We start from the raw sequence: 17429 nt of genomic DNA on the forward strand, positions 1-17429 counted from the left end.
TTTGAGCGCGGGGGAAATCAGTCGGCGTACACGCCGGCGGCCTTGATGATCGGGCCCCACTTGGCAATTTCCGCCGAGACGAACTTCTTGTGCTCGGCCGGCTCGGTGCGCTTGTCGGTGGTGATCACGGCGCCCAGCGCTTCCTCGCGCTTGATGAAGCCCGGGTCCTTCATGGCGGCCTTGATGGCTTCGTTGAGCTTCTTCAGCACCGGTGCCGGCGTGCCCTTGGGCGCGTACACGCCGTGCCAGATCGAGACCTCGAAGTCCTTCAGGCCCGATTCGGCGAGCGTCGGCAGGTCTTTCAGGGCCGGCGTGGTCAGGCGCTTGCTGGTGGTCACGGCGTAGGCCTTGACCTTCTTGGCCTCGATCTGCGAGGTGGTGTTGGTGGTCTGGTCGCACAGGAGGTCGATCTGGCCGCCCAGCAGGTCGGCGATGGCCGGTGCGGTGCCCTTGTAGGGAACCGGCGTCATCTCGACCTTGAGCGCGCTCTGGAACAAGAGGCCGCACAGGTGCGAGGCGGCGCCCAGGCCGGCATTGCCGAGGTTGATCTTGCCCTTGTTGGCCGCGATCCAGGCCGTCAGCTCCTTGTAGTTGTTGGCCGGCAGCGTCGGCTTGCCGATGAGCGTCATCGGCACTTCATTGACCATGCCCAGGTATTCGAAGTCGTTCTCCACGTTGAACGGCAGCTTGCGGTAGAGCGCAGGCATCGTCGACATGCCGATGTGGTTGAGCAGCAGCGTGTAGCCGTCCGGTGCCGCGCGGGCCACCTTGGCGGTACCGATGGAGCTGCCGGCGCCCGCGGTGTTGTCCACCACGATCGTCGTGCCCAGGGTCTTTTGCAGGGCTTCGGCCAGGTCGCGGGCCACGCGGTCGGTCGGGCCGCCGGCGGAGAAAGGCACCACCAGCGTGACGGTCTTGCCTGCGGGGAAATCCTGGGCATGGGCGCCGGCGGCAGCAGCGGCGAATGCCGTGAGTGCAAGCAGTTTCTTCATGAGTGTCTCTCGGTTGGTGAAATTCAAAAATGGCCGCGATCATAAAGGCTGACCATGACCTGACGAATAGCGAATAGCCCTTAGGGGTGGGCCGAGATGCGCCCCTTCCTGGGGCATGATGCGGCTCGCAAGCCGCGCCTGGAGGGGCGCGAAGAAAAACCACAACACCGCAGGCCTTCGGGCCGCATCGAGGAGGAAATTCCAATGGATCCATGGGTCTATCCGCGCGAGCGCTGGCTCGGCAACATCACGCTCGGGCTCGGCCTGCTGGTCTGGGCGCTGCTGGTCCTGGGCACCCTGGGCATCGCGCTCGTCTATGTGCTGCTCGGCTTCATCGCCTACGTGTTCGCGCAGTCGGCCGTCATCGCCTGGATCAAGGGCACGGCCGTGAAGCTCTCGCCCACCCAGCTGCCGGAACTGCATGCGCGGTTCCTGGCCTGCTGCGGCCATCTGGGCATCCAGAACCCGCCCGAGGCCTACCTGCTGCACGGCGACGGCATCTTCAATGCCTTTGCCACGCGCTTCTTCGGCCGCAACTTCGTGGTGCTGCTGTCCGACGTGGTCGACGCCATGGAAGCCCAGCCCGACGGCATCAACTTCTACATCGGCCACGAGCTCGGCCATATCCGGCGCGGCCACCTCACGGGCCACATCTGGCGCGTCCCGGTGCTGTGGCTGCCGCTGCTCGGCGCCGCCTATTCGCGGGCCCAGGAATACACCTGCGACCTGCACGGCGCCGCCTGCTGCACGCAGACCGACTCCGCGCCCCGCGCGCTCGTGGCGCTGGCCGCCGGCGCGCAGCAGTGGCGCCACGTCGACCTGCAGCGCTATGCCGACCAGGCGGTGGGCAACAGCGGCTTCTGGGCCTCGTTCCATGAGCTGATCGCCGGCTACCCCTGGCTCACCAAGCGCGTGGCGCGCGCCATCGATCCGGGCGCGAAGCTGCCGAGCCGCAATCCGGTGGCCTACCTGCTCGCGGTCTTCGTGCCGTACGCCGGCCGAGCCGGCGGCGGCGCGCTGGCGCTTCTGGTGGTGGTGGCGATCATCGGCGTGCTGGCCGCGGTGGCGCTGCCGGCCTATCAGCAATACGAGTCGCGCGCGGCCGTTTCGCAGGCCTGGTCCGAAGCCGCACCGGTGCGCGAAGCGCTCGGCAGCTACTACAAGCAGAAGGAAGAGATTCCCGATTCCCTGGCCGCGGCCGGCGCACCCGAAACCCTGCCCGGCGGCTCGGAGCTGACGCTCGACCCCGACACCATGGTGGTCGAGGCGGTGCTTCCAAAGGCCAAGGGCACGCTGCGCATGGAGCCCTCGGCCACCGAGGACGGCATCGCGTGGAACTGCGTGGCCGGCGACGGCCTCCAGGACAAGGCGCTGCCGGCCAGCTGCCGCAAATAGCAGCAGCACACCGTAAAAGAAGGTTGCCGCCCGTCGAACCGTCCGACAGGCGGACCCGGCGCGCGCCGATGCGCGCTGCGGGCGCGGGCCCTAGGGTGAAGTGTCATTGCCATCAAAAGAACCACCTTCAAGGAGTGACTCACCCATGCCCACCACCATCTCTTCTTCTTCACTGGACGGAATGAAGGTTGCCATCCTCGTGGCGGACGGCTTCGAGCAGGCCGAGATGGCCGAGCCGCGCAAGGCGCTTGAGCTGGCCGGCGCACAGACGCAGATCGTTTCGCCGCTCGACGGCAGCGTGCGTGCCTGGAAGCAGCTCGAGCCCGCCGACACCTTCGAGGTCGACGTGCCGCTCAAGAACGCCGATGCCGAGGACTTCGACGCGCTGCTGCTGCCCGGCGGCGTCGCCAACCCCGACGCGCTGCGCATCAACCAGAAGGCCGTGGCCTTCGTGCGTGCCTTCGTCGAGTCGGGCAAGCCCATCGCGGCCATCTGCCACGGGCCCTGGACGCTCATCGATGCCGGCGGCGTGAAGGGGCGCAGGATGACCTCGTGGCCTTCACTGCGCGCCGACCTGCACAACGCCGGCGCAAAGTGGGTCGACAAGGAGGTGGTGGTCGACAGCGGCCTGGTGACGAGCCGCAGGCCCGGCGACCTGCCCGCGTTCATCCGCGAGATGACGACGATGTTCGAGCTCGCGCACGAGGCTGCGATCCATTGAGCATCGGGCGGTGAAGCGCGCGCGGCGCCTGCCCGGGGACCGCCGCTACTTGTAGCTGCGCGCGTCCTCGATCACCTTGCCGTCGTTCGGCAGCGTGCCCGGCGCCACCAGCTCGATGGTGCCGCGCAGCTTGGTCACCTCGCGCACCGCATCGGCAATGCGCGCATCGAGCCCGGCCGGCGCACCGGCTGCGCATTCGAGCCTGAAGGTCATCTGGTCGTCGCCCATCTCGCCCGAGACCACGAGGCGCGCGCGCTGCACTTCCGGAAAGCGGCGCGCGATCTCCGCCACCTGCGAGGGGTGCACGAACATGCCGCGCACCTTGGTGGTCTGGTCGGCGCGGCCGAGCCAACCCTTGATGCGCTTGTTGGTGCGGCCGGTGGGGCAGGTGCCCGCGAGCACGGCGGAAAGATCGCCGGTGCCAAAGCGCACCAGCGGATAGTCGGGGTTGAAGGTGGTCACGACGATCTCGCCGACCTCGCCGTCGGGCACCGGGTCGCCGGTGCCGGGCCGCACGATCTCGACCAGCACGCCTTCATCGAGCACCAGGCCTTCGCGCGCGCTGGTCTCGTAGGCGACCAGGCCCAGGTCGGCGGTGGCGTAGCACTGGGTGCCCTGCACGCCATGCGCGGCGATCCAGTCGTGCAGGCTCGGCGGAAAGGCTTCGCCCGACACCAGCGCCTTGGTGAGCGAGGGCAGCTTCAGGCCTTTTTCCTCGGCCTTTTCCAGCAGGATCTTGAGGAAGCTCGGCGTGCCCGCATAGCCTTCGGGCTTCAGGTCGGCCATGGCTTCGAGCTGCTGCTCGGTCTGGCCGGTGCCGCCCGCGAACACGGTGCAGCCCAGGGCGCGCGCGCCGCTTTCCATGATGGAGCCGGCGGGCGTCATGTGGTAGCTGAAGCTGTTGTGGATGAGCTCGCCGCCGCGAAAGCCCGCGGCATGCAGCGCGCGCGCCGTGCGCCAGTAGTCGCGCGCCTCGCCCTCGGGCTCGTAGATGGTGCCGGGGCTCGCGAACACGCGCGGCATGCGGGCACCGCGGCCGATGGCGGAAAAGCCGCCGAAGGGATCGTCGGCGCGGCGCTGCTTCTGCAATTCGAGCAGTTCGGCCTTGCGCGTGACGGGCAGCCTGGCGAGCGCCTCGCGCGTGGTGATGTCGGCGGGCTTCACGCCATCGAGGATCTTGGCGAACGCGGGCGCGGCGGTCTGGGCCTGCGCGATGTGCTTCGGCAATGCGGCGAGCAGGTCGCGCTCGCGTTCGGCGGGGTCGCGGATTTCTAGCTTGTCGTAATGGTCGGTCATGTCCGTACCTTCATTTCTGGAATTGCGAGGCGGGAAATCCAAATGCGGAAGCGTTCGTGGCGCGTGCCCAGGCCACCGGGTACTCCCCTCCGCGAATGTCCCCCGGCCTGCGGCCTCCTCCTTGATTTCGCTGCGGGGAGCACCCGATGCCCTGTGCACAGGGCACGCCGCTGGTTTGCGGCTGATCAACCAGTGCTCTGAAAACGCTCACGTCGATGGGGTGCCTTGCGCAGCGAAATAAAGGAGGAGCCCGAAGGGCGGGGGACATTCGCGGAGCAAGGTACCCCGTCGGCGGGAGCGCGCCCTGAACAAAGACACTCCGACGTTTCAAGCCAGCCACCTTTTCCGGCGCTTGTAGCTTTTGACGTCGCGAAAGCTCTTGCGGTCCGCACCGCCCACGCCAAGGTAGAACTCCTTCACGTCCTCGTTCTCGCGCAGGCTCTTGGCCGGCCCGTCCATCACGATGCGGCCGTTCTCCAGGATGTAGCCGTAGTCGGCATAGCGCAGCGCCATGTTGGTGTTCTGCTCGGCCAGCAGGAAGGTCACGCGTTCCTTGGTGTTGAGGTCCTTCACGATCTCGAACACCTCTTCCACGATCTGCGGCGCCAGGCCCATCGAGGGCTCGTCGAGCAGCACCATGTTCGGGTTGGCCATCAGCGCGCGGCCGATGGCGCACATCTGCTGCTCGCCGCCCGAGGTGTAGGCCGCCTGCGAAGTGCGCCGGGTCTTCAGCCGCGGGAAATACGCATACACCTTCTCCAGCGTCTGCTGCACCGCGGCCTTGCCGTCGCTGCGCGTGTAGGCGCCGGTCATCAGGTTTTCCTCGATCGTCAGGTGCGCGAAGCAGTGGCGGCCCTCCATCACCTGGATCAGCCCGCGCTTCACCAGCTCGGCGGGGGACAGCGCCTCGATGCGTTCGCCGCGCAGCTCGATGGTGCCCTTGGTGACCGCGCCGCGCTCGCCCGCGAGCAGGTTGCTTACCGCGCGCAAGGTGGTCGTCTTGCCCGCGCCGTTGCCGCCGAGCAGCGCCACGATGCCGCCTTCGGGCACCGTGAGGGACACGCCCTTGAGAACGAGGATCACGTGGTTGTAGATGACCTCGATGCCGTTGACATTGAGGATGATGTTGGGTTCGCTCATGGTGTGGTCCGAAGCATTCGAAAGAACAACAAGAGGCTGTTCTTTCGAATGGCGGCTCTCGCGAGCCGCCACGGTTCCTCAAGCCGTCACATGCTGCAGTCGGCTGCGTCGCGGCGCGTGAGCTTCTTTTCGCCCGCGTACTTCTCGGCCGCCACCTTCACCATCGGCTTGATGATCTGCTCGTCGGCCTGGTACCAGTCGGACATGCCGCCCCACTTGGCGCCGTCCCAGGTGTGCACGCGCGCCCAGGTCGAGCCCATGTGGTCCTGGCACGAGGTGCCGAGCGGGCGCAGCACGCCCGAGAAGCCCAGCGAATCGAGCTTCTTCTGGTCGAGCGCGAGGTTCTCCATGCCCCAGCGCACCTGCTCGCCGGTCATGACCTTGCCCTTGCCGAAGCGCTCCTGCGCGCGCTTCACGGCTTCGACGCCCAGCATCTGGATGATCACGCCGCGGGTGTAGAGCACCGAGCCCACTTCGTCCTTCGGCCCCGTGCCCTGGCCCTTGTCGTGCACCTGCTTGAGGATTTCCTGGATCACCTTCGGCTCGGTGCCCGAGGTGTTGAGCGCCAGCGCGTTGTAGCCCTTGGCGTTGGCGCCCACGTCCTTCACGTCGGGCTCGGCGCCGGCCCACCACACGCCATACATCTTCTCGCGCGGATAGCCGGTGGCCACGGCTTCCTTCAGCGCGGTGGAGTTCATCACGCCCCAGCCCCACAGCAGTACGTAGTCGGGCCGCGACTGGCGCACCTGCAGCCAGGCGGACTTCTGCTCCACGCCGGGCGCGGTGACCGGAATCAGCGACAGCTCGAAGCCGTTCTGCTTGGCGCGCTCCTGCAGCAGCGGGATCGGCTCCTTGCCGAACGGCGAGTCGTGGTACACGAGGGCGATCTTCTTGCCCTTGAGCTTGTCCATGCCGCCTTCCTTCTTGCCGATGTGCTGGATCAGGATGTCGGCCGCGGTCCAGTAGCTGCCCATCAGCGGGAAGTTCCACTTGAACACGCTGCCGTCCTGCGACGCCGACAGCCCGTAGCCCAGCGTGATGAGCGGGATCTTGTCGGTGGGCACCTTGTCGGTCAGCGCAAAGGTGATGCCGGTGGCCTGCGGGTCGAACAGCGTCACGCCGGGGCGGCCCTTCAGGCGCTCGTAGCACTCCACGCCCTTGTCGGTGGCGTAGCCGGTCTCGCACTCTTCGTACGTGATCTTCACGCCGTTGATGCCGCCGGTGGCGTTGATGTACTTGATGTAGTCCTGCTTGCCGTTGGCCCAGGGCGTGCCGTTGGGCGCATAGGGGCCGGTGCGGTACACCAGCAGCGGAAAGAACTGTTCCTTGGCCTGCGCCTGGGCGAGCGATGGCGCAAGCAGCGCGCCGAGGGTGCTGGCCACCAGGGCGGCGGTCAGAGCGAGCGATTTCAGTTTCATGCCTGTCTCCTTATGTGGGCACCTCGGTGCCGGTTTCTACGAACGGAAAAATCAGTGGGGGAAGGGCCAGAGCCGCAACTTTTCCTTGGCGGTGGACCACAGCCGCGCCAGCCCGTGCGGCTCGACGATCAGGAAGAAAACGATCAGCGCGCCGAAGATCATGGTCTCCAGGTGCGAGGCCAGCGCGGTGGAGATCGAGAAGCCCAGCCATCCCGGCAACTGGTTCAAGAAGAGCGGCAGCAGCACGATGAACGCGGCGCCGAAGAAGCTGCCCATGATCGAGCCGAGCCCGCCGATGATCACCATGAACAGCAGCTGGAACGAGCGGTCGATGCTGAACGCTGCCGGCTCCCACGCGCCCAGGTGGATGAAGCCCCACAGCGCGCCCGCCACGCCCACGATGAAGCTGCTCACTGCAAAGGCCGTGAGCTTGGCGTACACCGGGCGGATGCCGATCACCGCGGCCGCCACGTCCATGTCGCGCATCGCCATCCATTCGCGGCCGATGGCGCTGCGCACCAGGTTCTTCGCGAGCAGCGCGAACACCACCACGAAGATCAGGCAGAACAGATACTTCTGCACCGGCGATTCGATCGGCACGCCGAACACGTTGAGCCCCGCCACGCTCACCGAACCCGACGACGAATTGTTGGTGAACCACTGGATGCGCAGGAACGCCCAGTCGGTAAAGAACTGCGCCGCCAGCGTGGCCACCGCCAGGTAGAGCCCTTTGATGCGCAGGCTCGGAATGCCGAACAGCACGCCGATCACCGTGGCGCACAGGCCGCCCAGCAGCAGCGAGGCGATCAGCGGCATGCCGTCGATGCGCACCTGGAAGTTGTAGGCCGCATACGCGCCCACCGCCATGAAGGCGCCGGTGCCGAGCGAGATCTGCCCGCAGTAGCCGACCAGGATGTTGAGGCCCAGCGCCGCGAGCGACAGGATCAGAAAGGGCGTGAGAATGGCGCGCATCCAGTAGTCCGATACGCCCAGCGGCACCGCGACGAAGGCCGCGAGCAGCAGCACCAGGATGGCGATGCGGTCCTGCGCGATCGGGAAGATCTGCTGGTCGGCGCGGTAGCTCGACTTGAACTGGCCGTTTTCTCTGTAAAACATCTCAAACCCGATCGATGATCTTTTGGTTGCGGCCCGCTTCGCTCAACTTGCTTCGCAAGTTAGCCTTCACCGAAAAATTGTTGATCTCGTATTTCATACGCGATCAATAATTTTTTCGCCGAACAGGCCTTGCGGGCGAACCAGCAAGAACACCAAGGCAAGAACGTAGGCGAACCAGATCTCGATGCCGCCACCGAGCATGGGGCCGAGATAAATTTCAGAAAGCTTCTCGCCCACGCCGATCAGCAGCCCGCCGATGATCGCGCCCGGTATCGAGGTGAGTCCGCCCAGGATCACCACCGGCAGCGCCTTCAGCGCCACTAGCGAGAGCGAGAACTGCACGCCCAGCTTCGAGCCCCAGATGACCCCGGCCACCAGCGCCGAGAAGCCCGCCACCGACCACACGATCACCCAGATGCGCTTGAGCGGAATGCCGATCGACTGCGCGGCCTGGTGGTCGTCGGCCACGGCGCGAAGGGCGCGGCCCGTGGCGGTCTTCTGGAAGAACACGGCCAGCACCACCACCAGGCCCGCGGCCACCAGCGCGGCCACCAGGTCTTCCTGGCTCAGCAGCAGGCCGCCCTGGAAGGTGCCCTGCAGCACCATCAGCGGTTCCTTGGGCATGCCCACGTCGATCTTGTAGATGTCGTTGCCGAAGATCGTCTGGCCCACGCCATCGAGGAAGTAGGCAATGCCCAGCGTGGCCATCAGCAGCGTGATGCCTTCCTGGTTCACCAGCTTGCTGAGCGCGAGCCGCTCGATCAGCCAGGCCACGATCACCATCACTCCCATGGCCGCGATGAAGGCCAGGATGTTCGCGAGCACCTGGCTTTCGAAGCCGAACCACTGCGGGAACCATTCGGCAAAGCGCGCCATTGCCAGCGCCGCGAACAGCACCATCGCGCCCTGCGCAAAGTTGAAGACGCCCGAGGCCTTGTAGATCAGCACGAAGCCGATCGCGATCAGCGAATAGAGCATGCCGACCATCAGGCCGCCGAACAGGGTTTCGAGGAAAAAGCCCATGGTCAATGTCTCTCTTGTTTTTCTCCCTCCCCTTCCGGGGGAGGGTTGGGGTGGGGGCTCGCGGCGCTCGATGAGGCGCGGCTGTATTGCGAGGGCTGTCGTGCCCCCATCCCAGCCTTCCCCCGGGAGGGGAAGGAGCAATGCATCAGGGTCGGGTGTGGCATGGCGTCAGTGCTCCACGCCCAGGTATGCCCGGATCACGTCTTCGTTGTTGCGCACCTCGTGGGGCGTGCCGTCGCCGATCTTCTTGCCGTAGTCCAGCACCACCACGCGGTCGGAGATGTCCATCACCACGCCCATGTCGTGCTCGATGAGGACGATGGTCGCGCCGAACTCGTCGTTCACGTCGAGGATGAAGCGGCTCATGTCCTGCTTCTCCTCCACGTTCATGCCGGCCATCGGCTCGTCGAGCAAGAGCACCTGCGGCTCCATCGCGAGCGCGCGGCCCAGGTCGACGCGCTTTTGCAGGCCGTAGGGCAGGCGGCCGACCGGCGTCTTGCGGTGCGCCTGGATCTCCAGGAAGTCGATGATGTGCTCGACGAACTCGCGGTGCTGCAGCTCCTCGCGCTCGGCCGGTCCCCAGCGCAGCGCCTGCGCGAGCAGGCCGCTCTTCATCTTGAGGTTGCGCCCCGTCATGATGTTGTCGAGCACGCTCATGCCCTTGAAGAGCGCCAGGTTCTGGAAGGTGCGCGCCACGCCCATCTCGGCCACCTGGCGCGAGTTCATGTGCTTGAAGGTCTGGCCGCGGAAAGTGATGGAGCCCTGCTGCGGCCAGTAGACGCCGTTGATGCAGTTGAGCATCGAGCTCTTGCCCGCGCCATTGGGGCCGATGATGGCCCGCACCTCGTGCTCGCGCACGTTGAAGCTGATGTCCGTGAGCGCCTTCACGCCGCCGAAGCTCAAGCTGATGTTCTGCACGTCGAGGATGACGTCGCCGACTTTTCTGTTGTTGCTGCTCATGCCGCGGCCTTCACGATGGGGAAGGTCCGGGCCTCGACGATCTTCAGCGTGGCGCTCACCACGCCCGTGCGTCCATCCTCGAACTTGACCTGGGTCTCGATGTACTGCTCGGTCTTGCCGCCGTAGAGCGCACTGACCAGCACCGCGTACTTCTCGGCGATGAAGCCGCGGCGCACCTTGCGCGTGCGCGTGAGCTCGTCGTCGTCGGGGTCGAGCTCCTTGTGCAGCACCAGGAAGCGCGCGATCTGCGTCTCGCCCATGCCGTCTTCGCTCGCCAGGTCGGCATTCACCTTGGCAATGCATTCGGCGATGAGCGCCAGCACCTCGGGCTTGCCGGCCAGGTCGACGTAGCCGCCGTAGGCCAGGCCGCGCCGCTCGGCCCAGTTGCCCACCGCCTCGAAGTCGATGTTGATGGCCGCGCAGACCTCGTCGCGTGCGTTGCCGAAGCACACGGCTTCCTTGATCTGCGGGAAGAACTTGAGCTTGTTCTCGATGTAGTTGGGCGCAAAGATCGCGCCGCTCGCGAGCTTGCCCACGTCTTTCGCGCGGTCGATGATGCGCAGGTGCCCCTCGCTGTCGAGCACGCCCGCGTCGCCGGTGTGGAAGTAGCCGTTGGCGTCGAGCACCTCGGCCGTGGCGTCGGGGCGCTTGTAGTATTCCTTGAGCACCGAGACGCCGCGCACCAGCACTTCGCCGTCTTCGGCGATCTTGAGTTCGATGCCCGGCGCGGCCGTGCCCACGGTCTGCAGCTTGACCTTGCCGTCCTGCTGCAGGCACACATAGGCGCAGGTCTCGGTCTGGCCGTAGAACTGCTTGAGGTTGACGCCGATCGAGCGGTAGAAGCGGAACAGGTCCGGCCCGATGGCCGCGCCGGCCGTGTAGGCCACGCGGATGCGGCTCATGCCCAGCACGTTGCGCAGCGGCCCGTAGACCAGCAGGTTGCCAAGGCCGTACATCAGCCGGTCGCCCGTGCCCACCGGCGCGCCGTTGAGGATGTCCGCGCCCACGCGCTGCGCGAGCGCCATGAACTTGCCGTACAGCCAGCGCTTGGGTGCGGCCGCGTCTTCCATGCGGATCGACACGGCCGTGAGCAGGCCCTCGAAGGTGCGCGGCGGGCCGAAGTAGTAGCTCGGCCCGATCTCGCGCATGTCGTTCATCACCGTTTCGGACGACTCGGGGCAGTTGAGCGTGAAGCCGCCCACCAGCCACTGCGCGACCGAGAACAGGTGGTCGCCGACCCAGGCCATTGGCAGGTAGCTCATGATGTTGTCGCCGGGGCCGAGCCTGTCGGTCTCCACGCCGCCGCGGCCTGCCGCGATGAAGCTCGCATGCGTCTGGCACACGCCCTTGGGGCGGCCGGTGGTGCCCGATGTGTAGAGGATCACGCCGACGTCGGTGGCCTCGCCGCTCGCCACCGCGCGGTCGTAGTAGCCGACATGGGTCTTGTCGAATTCACGGCCCAGCTCGCGCAGCTGCTCGTAGCTCATGAGCCCGGGCTGGTCGTAGTGGCGCAGGCCCTTGGGGTCGTCGTAGATGATGTGGCGGATGCCGTGCTGCTGGTCCTTCTGCAGCTCGCGGCATTCGAGCAGCTTGTCGACCTGCTCCTGGTCCTCGACGATCACGAAGTCGATGGCCGCGTCCTGCAGCATGAAGACCATCTCGCTGGCCACCGCGTCCTGGTAGAGCGGCACCGGCACGCCGCGCAGGCTCTGCGCCGCGAGCACCGCCATGTACAGGTGCGGGCGGTTGGCGCCCACGATGGACAGGTTGTCGAAGGGCTTGAAGCCCAGGCTCGCGAGGCCGCAGGCCATTTCGCGCACTTCCTGCGCCACGGCGCTCCAGCTCCAGGTTTGCCAGATGCCGAGATCCTTCTCGCGGATGGCGGGCGCCTGGGGCTGGGCTTGCGCATGCGCAAGCAGCAGACGGGGAAAGGTGGGGGCGGTGGTTTGCACAGTGGGCGGATCGTAGGCCCCACTTTGACGCCGTGTTGTCGTTCCAACGACAATCCTAGGGACACTACTCCCCGGAGTTTCCCGATGCCTCACGGCAATCCCAATCAACGCAACGTGCTGGGCGGTTCCATCAAGGACCGAGTTCGTCCCCCTAGCAGTGCCGAACTCGGCGGCATCCCGTGGCTGCCCACGCTCACACCGGCCGAGCGCCGCCGCGCCGAAGCCGCGCTGGTGGTGGGCGAGGCCGAGGTCGGCGACCTGGTCTGCCGCGTCGGCCGCTCGCCCACCTACTGGTTCGGCGTGGTCGAGGGCCTGCTCAAGATGAGCAACGACAACGCCGACGGCGGCTCCGTCACCTACACCGGCGTGCCGCCGGGCGGCTGGTTCGGCGAAGGCACGGTGATGAAGCGCGAGCCCTACCGCTACAACATCCAGGCGCTGCGGCGCAGCGTGGTGGCGGGGCTGCCGATCGAGAGCTTCCACTGGCTGCTCGATCATTCGATCGGCTTCAACCGCTTCGTGATGAACCAGCTCAACGAGCGGCTCGGCCAGTTCATTGCGGCGCTGGAGATCGACCGGCTCAACAACCCCGACGCGCGCGTGGCGCGCAACCTCGTCTCGCTGTTCAACCCGGTGCTCTACCCGGGCGTGGGCGAGGTGCTGCGCATCACGCAGCAGGAGCTGGCCTATCTGGTCGGCCTGTCGCGCCAGCGCGTGAACGAGGCGCTCAACGGCCTGTCGGCAGAGGGGTTGATCCGGGTGGAGTACGGTGGGCTGCGCGTGCTCGACCTGCCGGGCCTGCGCGCGAGCGCGATGTCGAACAAGAAGAACAGCAGCAACAGCCGCTCACCCGAAACGGAAACCCCATGACCCTCGAAGACCAGCTCCAGATCGTGCCCGCGGATGCGCAGGCCGCCTTCATTCCGCCGCCCGAGGCGCCAGCAAAGGCCAAGGCCGCAGACACCGGCCCGACGCTCGAGGGAGCCATCGCGCGCAACGAGGCGCTCACCGAGAAGATCGACGCGCTCGATGCGGTGCTGGCCAAGCCGCTCGCCGAGATCCTTGCCGAGCGCGAGAAGGCCGACGAGGCCGCGCTCGCCTGGGACCGCTTCGGCGCAATGTGGATGCTCTCGCAGCGCGCCATGCGCCGCGTGGCGCTCGACCTGGCCGCGCAGCTCGGCCTGAGCGAGGAAGAGGTCGTGGCGCGTGCAATGACCCATGCCAACGCGGTGCTCAACGGGGCCGACGAGGTCGACCTTGGCGGCACCATCGCGCCGGCGCAGCTGCAGCACATCGCGCGGCACCGCAACTTCCTGCGCAACCAGTTCCGCACCGGCTGAGCCCGGGGCCTCCCTATACCGCTTAACCTCGCGCCTTCGTTCCAGAAAGACTCTTTTCCCGATGACCGCTTCTTCCCACCTCACCCTCATCACCGGCGCCTCGCGCGGCCTGGGCCGCGCCATGGCCGAGCAGCTGCTGCAGGCGGGCCACACGGTGCTCGGCATTTCGCGCAGGCAGGAGCCGCAGCTTGCGCAGGTCGCGCAACAGGCCGGCGCAGAACTCATCCAGTGGGAGCAGGACCTGTCCGATCCGGTGGCCGCATCGGCGCGCCTCTCGGCCTGGCTCGAAACGCTCGACGGCCAGCGCTTCGACAGCGTGACCCTGATCAACAACGCCGGCACCGTCGGCAACCCCGCACCGCTCGCGAGCGCGGTCGGCACCGAGCTGTCGCAGGCACTGCGCATCGGCCTCGAAGCGCCGATGCTGCTGACGGCTGCCTTCCTGGGCGCCACGCGCGAATGGCGCGGTGCGCGCAAGGTGCTCAACATCTCGTCAGGCCTCGGGCGCAATGCCATGGGCAGCCAGGCGCCGTACTGCGCGGCCAAGGCCGGCATGGACCACTTCTCGCGCGCCGTGGCGCTCGAGGAGGCTGCCGCAGCACCGAACGGCGCGCGCATCGTCTCGCTTGCGCCCGGCATCATCGACACCGACATGCAGGTGCAGCTGCGCGGCGCATCGGACGAGAAGTTTCCGGACCGCACGCGCTTCGTGAGCATGAAGGAGGAAGGCCGCCTCGACAGCCCGGCCGCCGCCGCGGCCAAGGTGCTTGGGTACCTGGCGCGCGAAGACTTCGGCCGCAACCCCGTGGCCGACGTGCGCGACCCGGCCTGAGCGCCGGCAAGGAGAGCACACCATGGCCACAGCAAAGTCGATCGATACCGGCGACTACAAGCTCTTTCCGTCGCCGAGGAACGTGCACCGCGTCATCTTCGAGCACCAGGTCTTCGTGCCGTATCCGTACGCGCTGATCGTGATGGACGAGTTCTACTTCAAGGGCCGCTACAGCCTGTTCTCCGCCTGCCGCCTCAGCGACGGCAAGATGGGCCAGGTGGCGACCTTCGAGCTGGCATCGGACGTCGACATCTTCAACAAGAAGTTCACGCCGGACTGATCTCTCCTGTATTTCTCCCTCCCCTTCCGGGGGAGGGTTGGGGTGGGGGCACAGCGGCGTCACTACAGCAAGAACCTGTCGCGCTGCGCCTGCGCGCATTCACCCATCACCGCCAGCGCGCGCTCCACCGTCGGTGTGCCGAGCACGAACGGATTCGCCGTCGGCGCAGGCTGCTGCCGCAGCGCGGCGAGCTTGGCCTGCGAGCCGTCGATGTTCGAATGGTTCGACAGCAGCACGTCGACGCGCTGGCTCTGCGCGATCGCGCCCATGCGCTGCGTGGCGCCGATGTAGGCGTCCAGCCGCGGCACGTCCTTGCCGAAATTGAAGCCGGTGCCGCCCCAGAGCATTGCGCGGTGCTTGCGCCCGCCCGCGCTCACGTCGAACACCGGCGAGATCGTGCCCATGGTGTGGCCCGGCGTGAGGTACAGCGTGACGCTGGTGTCGCCGAGCGTGATGCGGTCGCCGTCCTTTGCCGAGATGTCGCGCTTGGGCGGCGCGCCCCAGATCGGCGTCGCGAATTCAAGCCTGGTCTCGGTCATGGTCCAGTCGGCCTCGCTCATCACCACGCGTGCGCGGTACTTCTGCGCGAGGTAGCTGGCGCCGCCGTAGTGGTCGCCGTGGCCATGCGTCACGATCACGTACTTGATCTGCGCCGGGTCGAGCCCCAGCCTGCGCATGCCGCCTTCGATCAGCGCCGCGGCCTCGGCCTGGGTGTTGAGCGCATCGATCAGGATGATGCCCTGCGAGGTCTTGATCGCCCAGGCGCTGACCCAGTCGGCACCCACGAAGTACAGGTTGTCGAAGGCCTGGCCCGGCGGCGGCGCGGGCCGGTTGATGAAGCCGGTGAGGCTCTTGTCGAGCGCGTCCTGCGGCGGCCGGGCGGCAGGGGCAGGCTGGCACAGGGTCAGCAGGGCCTTGAGGTCGGTGCCGGCCGCGCGCGTGGCCGTGGCCACATGGGCCGCCACGCTGGCCTCCGACGGGGTGGCGGGCAGCCCTGCGGTGGTGCCGGCCGGCGTCTGCGCGCAGCCCTGCACCAGGGCGGCCACCGCTGCCAGGGTGGTGGCCTTCAGCAGGAGGGTGTTGTTCTTCGAACTCTTGCGCTGTGCTGCCATCGGTGTCTCCGTGCCGTCGCTGCGGCCTGTGGTGGAGACGCCATTGTGCGGCGGCCGCGCTTATTCGATGGTCGCGCCCGAGGCTTGCACGATGCCCTTCCACTTCTCGTAGTCGGTCTTCAGCAGCGACTGGAACTGTTCGGGCGTCATGCTCTGCGGCTCGGCGCCCTGCGCGATGATGGCGGCCTTCATTTCGGGCGTGGCCAGCAGCTTGTTGACTTCGGTATTCAGCGTGGCGATCACGTCCTTCGGCGTCTTGGCGGGCACGAAGAGGCCGTACCAGGTCGACACGTCGAAGCCCTTGTAGCCGAGCTCGGCCACGGTGGGCGTCTCGGGCAGCGAGGTGCTGCGCTTGGCCGAGGTCACGGCCAGCGGGCGCAGCTTGCCCGCCTTGATCTGCGCCAGCGCCGAGGGCACCGACGACACCATCAGGTCGACGTTGCCCGCGAGCACGTCCATCATCGCCGCGTTGGAGCCCTTGTAGGGCACGTGGCGCATCTTGATCTGGGCGGCGCTGTTGAAGATCTCGCCGGCCAGGTGGATGGTGGTGCCGTTGCCGGGCGAGCCGTAGGTGACGGTGTCGGGCGCCGCGCGCGCGGCTTTCACCACGTCGTCGAGCGTCTTGAACTTCGAGTTGGCCTGCGTGACGATCACCACCGGCGTGTAGGCCACGTGCGCCACGGCCGTGAGGTCCTTCACCGGGTTGTAGCTCAGGTTCTTGTAGAGCCAGGGCGCGACGACCATGTTGTCCTTCTGGCCCATCACGATGTCGTAGCCCGTGGGCGCGGCGCGCGCGGCCTCCGCAATGCCGATGGTGCCGCCGGCGCCGCCGCGGTTGTCGGGCACCACGGTCCAGTGGTTGGCCTCGGTGAGCTTCTGCGCGACCAGCCGCGCCAGGATGTCGGTGCCGCCGCCGGGCGGGAAGGGCACGACCATGCGAATGGGCTTGGCGGGGTAGGACTGTGCCTGCGCAGGGGCGGTGAAGGCCAGGGGAAGTGCCAGCGCGATGGCCAGCGTGCCGAAGTGTCTGCGGATCATGGGTTTGCTTGTCTCTTTGTCTGAGCGATTCGGGGTTGCAGCAGCCGTGGATGGCGGTCACTGCACCGGGGGTGCAGTGTGCCGGAAGCGGGGCCTTGCGGATTCTTCATTCGCGATGGGGCCCATATCGGCTGGCGGGGTATTTTCCGATGGATTGACAGCAGCCCGCCAACGCCAAATACTCCACCAAATGGTTGAGTATTTTTGGCTCGCCCGCCGCGCGTCCACTGCGCGATGGGCTTCACAGGAGACTCTCATGCTCGGAAACATCAACGCGGTGGCCAATCTCGCGGTGAAGGACCTTGCCGTGGCGCGCCGTTTCTATGAAGGCACGCTGGGGCTGGCGCAGGTCGATGCCGAGGGCGACGAGGTGATCGTCTACCGCAGCGGCAACTCGCGCATCAACGTGTACCGCTCGGCCTTTGCGGGCACCAACCAGGCCACGGCCGTGACCTGGCCGGTCGATGGCGAGATCGAGCGGCTCGTGGCCGCGCTCAAGGCCAAGGGCGTGCGCTTCGAGCACTACGACATGCCCGGCGCAAAGCTCGAAGGCGACATCCATGTCATGGGCGACATGAAGGTCGCATGGTTCAAGGACCCGGACGGCAACATCCTCAACCTCATCAACGGGTGATGAGGATGCCCGCCGGGCCGGACCCGGCTCCTCAGCCGAAGTTCTTGGCCGCGAAGTCCCAGTTCACCAGCTTGGCCAGGAAGGTCTCGACGAACTTGGGGCGCAGGTTGCGGTAGTCGATGTAGTAGGCGTGCTCCCAGACGTCCACCGTCAGCACCGGGGTGTCGCCGGTGGTCAGCG

Annotated in this window: 18 protein-coding genes; 7 read left to right on the forward strand and 11 right to left on the reverse strand. The window is 66.9% G+C overall.

Annotated features, from left to right (window positions below):
• Positions 1 to 17 precede the first annotated feature (17 nt).
• The gene (locus tag AC1DMS_RS18440) at positions 18 to 992 is read right to left on the reverse strand and encodes a tripartite tricarboxylate transporter substrate-binding protein (protein WP_018905152.1); all 975 of its coding nucleotides are present in this window, start codon (positions 990 to 992) and stop codon (positions 18 to 20) included.
• A 204-nt stretch (positions 993 to 1196) separates the two neighbouring features.
• Between AC1DMS_RS18440 and AC1DMS_RS18445 the strand changes: the two genes are divergently transcribed.
• Together AC1DMS_RS18445 and AC1DMS_RS18450 are read left to right on the forward strand one after the other, a co-directional pair.
• Positions 1197 to 2387 carry a M48 family metalloprotease gene (locus AC1DMS_RS18445; protein WP_478181587.1) on the forward strand — a complete coding sequence of 397 codons (1191 nt, stop codon included), beginning with the start codon at positions 1197 to 1199 and terminating at the stop codon, positions 2385 to 2387.
• 145 nt (positions 2388 to 2532) lie between these two features.
• Positions 2533 to 3108: a type 1 glutamine amidotransferase domain-containing protein gene (locus AC1DMS_RS18450; RefSeq protein ID WP_478181588.1), complete on the forward strand. Its 576-nt coding sequence runs from the start codon at positions 2533 to 2535 to the stop codon at positions 3106 to 3108.
• Positions 3109 to 3153: 45 nt separating this feature from the next.
• On the opposite strand, the gene AC1DMS_RS18455 is transcribed toward AC1DMS_RS18450, so the two are convergent.
• From AC1DMS_RS18455 to AC1DMS_RS18485, 7 genes are all read right to left on the reverse strand, one after another.
• Positions 3154 to 4404: a phenylacetate--CoA ligase family protein gene (locus tag AC1DMS_RS18455; RefSeq protein WP_478181589.1), complete on the reverse strand. Its 1251-nt coding sequence runs from the start codon at positions 4402 to 4404 to the stop codon at positions 3154 to 3156.
• A gap of 327 nt (positions 4405 to 4731) precedes the next feature.
• On the reverse strand, positions 4732 to 5544 hold the full coding sequence (locus tag AC1DMS_RS18460) for an ABC transporter ATP-binding protein (protein WP_015867760.1): 813 nt from the start codon (positions 5542 to 5544) through the stop codon (positions 4732 to 4734).
• A gap of 86 nt (positions 5545 to 5630) precedes the next feature.
• Positions 5631 to 6962 carry an ABC transporter substrate-binding protein gene (locus AC1DMS_RS18465; RefSeq protein WP_015867759.1) on the reverse strand — a complete coding sequence of 444 codons (1332 nt, stop codon included), beginning with the start codon at positions 6960 to 6962 and terminating at the stop codon, positions 5631 to 5633.
• A 51-nt stretch (positions 6963 to 7013) separates the two neighbouring features.
• Positions 7014 to 8078 carry a branched-chain amino acid ABC transporter permease gene (locus AC1DMS_RS18470; RefSeq protein WP_436288190.1) on the reverse strand — a complete coding sequence of 355 codons (1065 nt, stop codon included), beginning with the start codon at positions 8076 to 8078 and terminating at the stop codon, positions 7014 to 7016.
• 93 nt (positions 8079 to 8171) lie between these two features.
• Positions 8172 to 9101, reverse strand: coding sequence for a branched-chain amino acid ABC transporter permease (locus AC1DMS_RS18475; RefSeq protein WP_015867757.1), 930 nt, complete (start codon positions 9099 to 9101; stop codon positions 8172 to 8174).
• A gap of 168 nt (positions 9102 to 9269) precedes the next feature.
• On the reverse strand, positions 9270 to 10061 hold the full coding sequence (locus AC1DMS_RS18480) for an ABC transporter ATP-binding protein (protein WP_478181590.1): 792 nt from the start codon (positions 10059 to 10061) through the stop codon (positions 9270 to 9272).
• Positions 10058 to 12013 (reverse strand): AMP-dependent synthetase/ligase, encoded by a 1956-nt coding sequence (locus tag AC1DMS_RS18485; protein ID WP_478181591.1) that lies wholly within the window; start codon positions 12011 to 12013, stop codon positions 10058 to 10060. Before AC1DMS_RS18485 ends, AC1DMS_RS18480 begins: the two co-directional genes overlap by 4 nt.
• A gap of 84 nt (positions 12014 to 12097) precedes the next feature.
• Here AC1DMS_RS18485 and AC1DMS_RS18490 point away from each other — a divergent pair, with 84 nt between their 5' ends.
• From AC1DMS_RS18490 to AC1DMS_RS18505, 4 genes are all read left to right on the forward strand, one after another.
• Complete coding sequence (locus AC1DMS_RS18490) at positions 12098 to 12883, forward strand: Crp/Fnr family transcriptional regulator (RefSeq protein WP_478084344.1); 786 nt, start codon at positions 12098 to 12100, stop codon at positions 12881 to 12883.
• Complete coding sequence (locus AC1DMS_RS18495) at positions 12880 to 13353, forward strand: hypothetical protein (protein WP_478084342.1); 474 nt, start codon at positions 12880 to 12882, stop codon at positions 13351 to 13353. The genes AC1DMS_RS18490 and AC1DMS_RS18495 overlap by 4 nt, the downstream gene beginning before the upstream one ends.
• Positions 13354 to 13414: 61 nt before the next feature.
• Entirely contained in the window at positions 13415 to 14185 is a 771-nt protein-coding gene (locus tag AC1DMS_RS18500; RefSeq protein ID WP_478181592.1) for an SDR family NAD(P)-dependent oxidoreductase, read from the forward strand.
• 22 nt (positions 14186 to 14207) lie between these two features.
• On the forward strand, positions 14208 to 14465 hold the full coding sequence (locus AC1DMS_RS18505) for a hypothetical protein (RefSeq protein ID WP_015867751.1): 258 nt from the start codon (positions 14208 to 14210) through the stop codon (positions 14463 to 14465).
• Positions 14466 to 14527: 62 nt separating this feature from the next.
• On the opposite strand, the gene AC1DMS_RS18510 is transcribed toward AC1DMS_RS18505, so the two are convergent.
• Together AC1DMS_RS18510 and AC1DMS_RS18515 are read right to left on the reverse strand one after the other, a co-directional pair.
• The gene (locus AC1DMS_RS18510) at positions 14528 to 15577 is read right to left on the reverse strand and encodes an MBL fold metallo-hydrolase (RefSeq protein ID WP_478181593.1); all 1050 of its coding nucleotides are present in this window, start codon (positions 15575 to 15577) and stop codon (positions 14528 to 14530) included.
• Positions 15578 to 15637: 60 nt separating this feature from the next.
• Complete coding sequence (locus AC1DMS_RS18515) at positions 15638 to 16615, reverse strand: Bug family tripartite tricarboxylate transporter substrate binding protein (RefSeq protein ID WP_015867749.1); 978 nt, start codon at positions 16613 to 16615, stop codon at positions 15638 to 15640.
• Positions 16616 to 16871: 256 nt separating this feature from the next.
• Here AC1DMS_RS18515 and AC1DMS_RS18520 point away from each other — a divergent pair, with 256 nt between their 5' ends.
• A complete protein-coding gene (locus AC1DMS_RS18520) occupies positions 16872 to 17249 on the forward strand; it encodes a VOC family protein (protein ID WP_018905142.1) in 378 nt (125 codons plus the stop codon).
• A gap of 31 nt (positions 17250 to 17280) precedes the next feature.
• Here AC1DMS_RS18520 and AC1DMS_RS18525 read toward each other — a convergent pair.
• Positions 17281 to 17429: Fe-Mn family superoxide dismutase (locus AC1DMS_RS18525; RefSeq protein ID WP_478181598.1), on the reverse strand; the 149-nt coding region annotated here is incomplete at its 5' end.

The sequence above is a fragment of the Variovorax sp. 05T418 genome (assembly GCF_056396385.1).

Excerpts from the sequence above, each read along its gene's own strand:
- AC1DMS_RS18440 (WP_018905152.1), bottom strand. The coding sequence starts at position 992 with ATGAAGAAACTGCTTGCACTCACGGCATTCGCCGCTGCTGCCGCCGGC.
- AC1DMS_RS18445 (WP_478181587.1), top strand. The coding sequence starts at position 1,197 with ATGGATCCATGGGTCTATCCGCGCGAGCGCTGGCTCGGCAACATCACG.
- AC1DMS_RS18450 (WP_478181588.1), top strand. The coding sequence starts at position 2,533 with ATGCCCACCACCATCTCTTCTTCTTCACTGGACGGAATGAAGGTTGCC.
- AC1DMS_RS18455 (WP_478181589.1), bottom strand. The coding sequence starts at position 4,404 with ATGACCGACCATTACGACAAGCTAGAAATCCGCGACCCCGCCGAACGC.
- AC1DMS_RS18460 (WP_015867760.1), bottom strand. The coding sequence starts at position 5,544 with ATGAGCGAACCCAACATCATCCTCAATGTCAACGGCATCGAGGTCATC.
- AC1DMS_RS18465 (WP_015867759.1), bottom strand. The coding sequence starts at position 6,962 with ATGAAACTGAAATCGCTCGCTCTGACCGCCGCCCTGGTGGCCAGCACC.
- AC1DMS_RS18470 (WP_436288190.1), bottom strand. The coding sequence starts at position 8,078 with ATGTTTTACAGAGAAAACGGCCAGTTCAAGTCGAGCTACCGCGCCGAC.
- AC1DMS_RS18475 (WP_015867757.1), bottom strand. The coding sequence starts at position 9,101 with ATGGGCTTTTTCCTCGAAACCCTGTTCGGCGGCCTGATGGTCGGCATG.
- AC1DMS_RS18480 (WP_478181590.1), bottom strand. The coding sequence starts at position 10,061 with ATGAGCAGCAACAACAGAAAAGTCGGCGACGTCATCCTCGACGTGCAG.
- AC1DMS_RS18490 (WP_478084344.1), top strand. The coding sequence starts at position 12,098 with ATGCCTCACGGCAATCCCAATCAACGCAACGTGCTGGGCGGTTCCATC.
- AC1DMS_RS18495 (WP_478084342.1), top strand. The coding sequence starts at position 12,880 with ATGACCCTCGAAGACCAGCTCCAGATCGTGCCCGCGGATGCGCAGGCC.
- AC1DMS_RS18500 (WP_478181592.1), top strand. The coding sequence starts at position 13,415 with ATGACCGCTTCTTCCCACCTCACCCTCATCACCGGCGCCTCGCGCGGC.
- AC1DMS_RS18505 (WP_015867751.1), top strand. The coding sequence starts at position 14,208 with ATGGCCACAGCAAAGTCGATCGATACCGGCGACTACAAGCTCTTTCCG.
- AC1DMS_RS18510 (WP_478181593.1), bottom strand. The coding sequence starts at position 15,577 with ATGGCAGCACAGCGCAAGAGTTCGAAGAACAACACCCTCCTGCTGAAG.
- AC1DMS_RS18515 (WP_015867749.1), bottom strand. The coding sequence starts at position 16,615 with ATGATCCGCAGACACTTCGGCACGCTGGCCATCGCGCTGGCACTTCCC.
- AC1DMS_RS18520 (WP_018905142.1), top strand. The coding sequence starts at position 16,872 with ATGCTCGGAAACATCAACGCGGTGGCCAATCTCGCGGTGAAGGACCTT.